General features: G+C 71.0%; 5 protein-coding genes. 1 reads left to right on the top strand and 4 read right to left on the bottom strand.

Annotated elements, in window-relative coordinates; genetic code table 11:
- Positions 1-30: 30 nt before the first annotated feature.
- Complete coding sequence (locus E9998_RS24950) at positions 31-750, bottom strand: DUF4097 family beta strand repeat-containing protein (protein ID WP_136532463.1); 720 nt, start codon at positions 748-750, stop codon at positions 31-33.
- Between the two features lie 316 nt (positions 751-1066).
- A complete protein-coding gene (locus E9998_RS24945; RefSeq protein WP_136532462.1) occupies positions 1067-1504 on the bottom strand; it encodes a nuclear transport factor 2 family protein in 438 nt (145 codons plus the stop codon).
- A gap of 89 nt (positions 1505-1593) precedes the next feature.
- Between E9998_RS24945 and E9998_RS24940 the strand changes: the two genes are divergently transcribed.
- Positions 1594-2034 carry a MarR family winged helix-turn-helix transcriptional regulator gene (locus tag E9998_RS24940; RefSeq protein ID WP_136532461.1) on the top strand — a complete coding sequence of 147 codons (441 nt, stop codon included), beginning with the start codon at positions 1594-1596 and terminating at the stop codon, positions 2032-2034.
- 11 nt (positions 2035-2045) lie between these two features.
- On the opposite strand, the gene E9998_RS24935 is transcribed toward E9998_RS24940, so the two are convergent.
- On the bottom strand, positions 2046-2387 hold the full coding sequence (locus tag E9998_RS24935) for a YciI family protein (protein WP_136532464.1): 342 nt from the start codon (positions 2385-2387) through the stop codon (positions 2046-2048).
- A 212-nt stretch (positions 2388-2599) separates the two neighbouring features.
- A partial coding sequence (locus E9998_RS25620; protein ID WP_204745652.1) for a hypothetical protein occupies positions 2600-2931 on the bottom strand: 332 nt, incomplete at its 5' end.

Below are 2931 nucleotides of genomic sequence, written 5' to 3'. Positions count from 1 at the left end.
CCTCATCTGCTGGCGCCGCCTCCAAAAGAGTTAGGAACTCTTAGTGGCGACGCTGGAGGCGGCTGCGGAGTTGGTGACCGAACCTTTCTTGCTGTCGGTGCGGATGTCGGCGGAAGAGGCCGGGTCGATGCCCAGTTCGATGTTCCCGGCGCCGTTCCAGAGCTTGGCGTGGCCGTTGGTCAAGCGGCCGATACGAATCGGAGCGTCCCCGGCCTGGGCGGTGACGGAGGCGTCGGCGCGGTCGATGTCGAGACGGCCTCCGGCGCAGCTGAATTCGAGGTCGGCGGCGGCGTGGCCGATCCGGACGGCGACCTTCCCGCCGTTGATGCGGGCTTCGCCGTCAATGCGGTCGACGATGAGCGCTCCGGCGCCGAGGTCGGCTTGGAGGGCGGCGACGCGGGCGAGTGTTATCCGGCTGGTGGCGGTGTGGAGTTCGCAGTCGCCGAGCGGGCCGGCGGCGTGGATCGAGGAGTTCGCGAGGTAGGCGACCAGGGCCGAGTCGGCGGGCAGGTCGATGGTGATGTCGACCGAGCCCTGCTTCGCGCCCGAGGCGGTGGTCTTGACCGAGAGGCGGCCGGCCGTGAAGGCGACCTTGGTCTTCTCGGCCACCTTGAGATCGGTGCGACTGGTCGGGTCGACGGGTGCGACGGTGACGACCGTGTCGGCGCGGTCGGTCGCGTTGAGGTGCACGCGGGCGCCCGCGACCTGGACGGTGGCGGTGATCGGGCCGGGTGTGGTGAAGGTGGTCATGGCTGCTCCCCTGGTGCTGTGTACCGCGCTGGCCTGGTGTGGTGGTGCGCGGCGGCCGCGCGGCCGCCTCGGTATGCGACCACCTTCCGCTCGGGACCTGACACGCACCTGACACGGCCCGGTCACGGCGTTCCGGCAGGTGCGGCCGCTGGTGCCGTTGCGGCGAGCAACGGTGCGGCCGGGCCGCGGGGCCTGCGCCCGGGCGGTCCGGCCGCGGTGGTTCGGGTCGGTGTTCGCGGTCCGGTTTCGGCCGGTCCGCCTCACCGTACGGTCGCGTCGGGGGGTTTGGGTCGGGGTTCGCGGGAAGCTCCGGGGGTCAATCCTCGCGGGTCCAGAGGAGGGTGGTGCGGCCTTCGGCGAAGCGCCAGCCCTGCGGGGTGCGGACGGCGAAGTATTGGAGGCGCAGGCCGCTGGTGCGGTGGGGCGGTTCGCCTTCGCGGTAGTAGCGCACGAGGGAGTTGACGGAGGCCTTGGCGCGGTCGGCGGGCTGGTCGCCTTGGGCGCCTTCGGGTTCGAGGTCGACCAGGGGGTCGGTGTGCATGTGCTGGGTGAATTCGCCTTCGACGCGGGAGCGGCGCATGAAGTCCACGAGGGCGTCGCGGCCGTGGAGTTCGGCGCGGGGGGAGCGGGCGGTCACGTCCTCGGTGAAGACGGCGGCGGCGCCTTCGAAGGCCTGGTCGTCGAGGAGGTGGGCGAGGCGGGCGAAGAGGGCGGCGATCGCGAGGCGGTCTTCCAGGTGGTTCGCGGTTTCCATGATCGATCCTTTTCGTTGGTTGAGCCAACATTGGCTTTGCCGACTATAGAACGGTTCATTGGGATCGCCAACACTGTATGGTGGCCGACATGGAGCAGACTCCCGCGCGACTGGCCGGAAAGCCGACCTGGCTCGTCACCCAGTTGGCCGTGCACGCGCACCGGTTGTCGTCCGAGGGCTTCGCGGAGGTCGGGGCGCGGGGATACCACTACCGCATTCTGTCCACACTGGACGAATTCGGCGGGTCGAGCCAGGCCGACCTGGGGCGCCGGAGCAACATGGACCGCAGCGACGTGGTGGCCGCGGTCAACCAGCTCGCCGACCTGGGCTTCGTGGAGCGGACGCCGGACCCGGCCGATCGCCGGCGCAACATCGTGACCCTCACCGAGGCGGGCGCGCGGCAGCTGGACCGCCTGGACGAGGTGCTCGGCAGGGCTCAGGACGAACTGCTCGCACCGCTGGCGGAGGAGGAGCGGGCGACGCTGGTCCGTCTACTCACGCGGACTCTGGAGCACCACCGGAACGCTTGAGCGCGAACGCGTCAGCTTGCCGGGTCGTAGCCGAACTGGCGGACCTCTTGGGAGCAGCGGCATGCGGTGGCGAGCTTCGCGGCCCATTCGACGGCCGCTTCGCGCGTGGGCAGTTCGAGGACGGTGTAGCCGCCGTTCGGGGCCGTGCCGCGCGGGTAGGCGCCCTCGGCGAAGGTGCCGTCGGCGGCCACGAGGATCGGGGCGACCGACTCGTCGATGCCGCCGCCGAAGACGTAGACGCCGGCGGCCTTGGCCTCTTCGATGACGGCGTGCGAGTCGGCGGACACCGCCTCGAAGTCCTCCTCGGGGAACACCATCGCCTCGCTGGGGAACGAGATCAGGAACTTCGTCATCAGAGGTCTCCTCTGCTCGGTGGTCGGCGCCGCTGCGGCGCCTGGCCCGATTATTGCCCAGGAGTCCGACATGCCCCCGACGTCGAGGTTTCGGCGCGAGTTGGCGGGTGAGCGGTTCTCGGGGCGAGGATCGAGCAGCGTCGAGTGCTCGGGCTCGGCACTCCCGAGGGTCAGCGGATCGGCGGCGAGTGTTCGGGAACGGTTTCGGGGGTTCAGCCGCGCAGCCAGGTTGCCCAGGTGGGGACCGCTTCGAGCATCTCGTGCAGGGCGGTGATGGAGGCGCGGAGGTCCACGGCGTGGCGTGCGTGCAGGTCGGGGGTGCCGCCGCGGTGGCCGCAGGCCATCCACAGTTGCCAGGCGGTGGAGCCGAGGCGCCCGGCGAGCTGGCCGGTGAACGCGGTCTCGTCGGTCGGGCCGAGGGTGCCGCCGGCCCCGAGGTAGCCCTCCAGGCAGGCCGCGAAGGCGGCACGCTCCGGGCGCATGACGCCCAGGCCCGGGCTCGCGAGCTCGACGGCGACGGCCATGAGTTCCCACCAGGGCGTCT

Origin of the sequence: Glycomyces paridis (genome assembly GCF_004912155.1) — a bacterium.
Taxonomy (GTDB): domain Bacteria; phylum Actinomycetota; class Actinomycetes; order Mycobacteriales; family Micromonosporaceae; genus Glycomyces; species Glycomyces paridis.
Note: the sequence above shows the minus strand (reverse complement) of the source record. Positions and strands in the feature narration are given on the sequence as shown.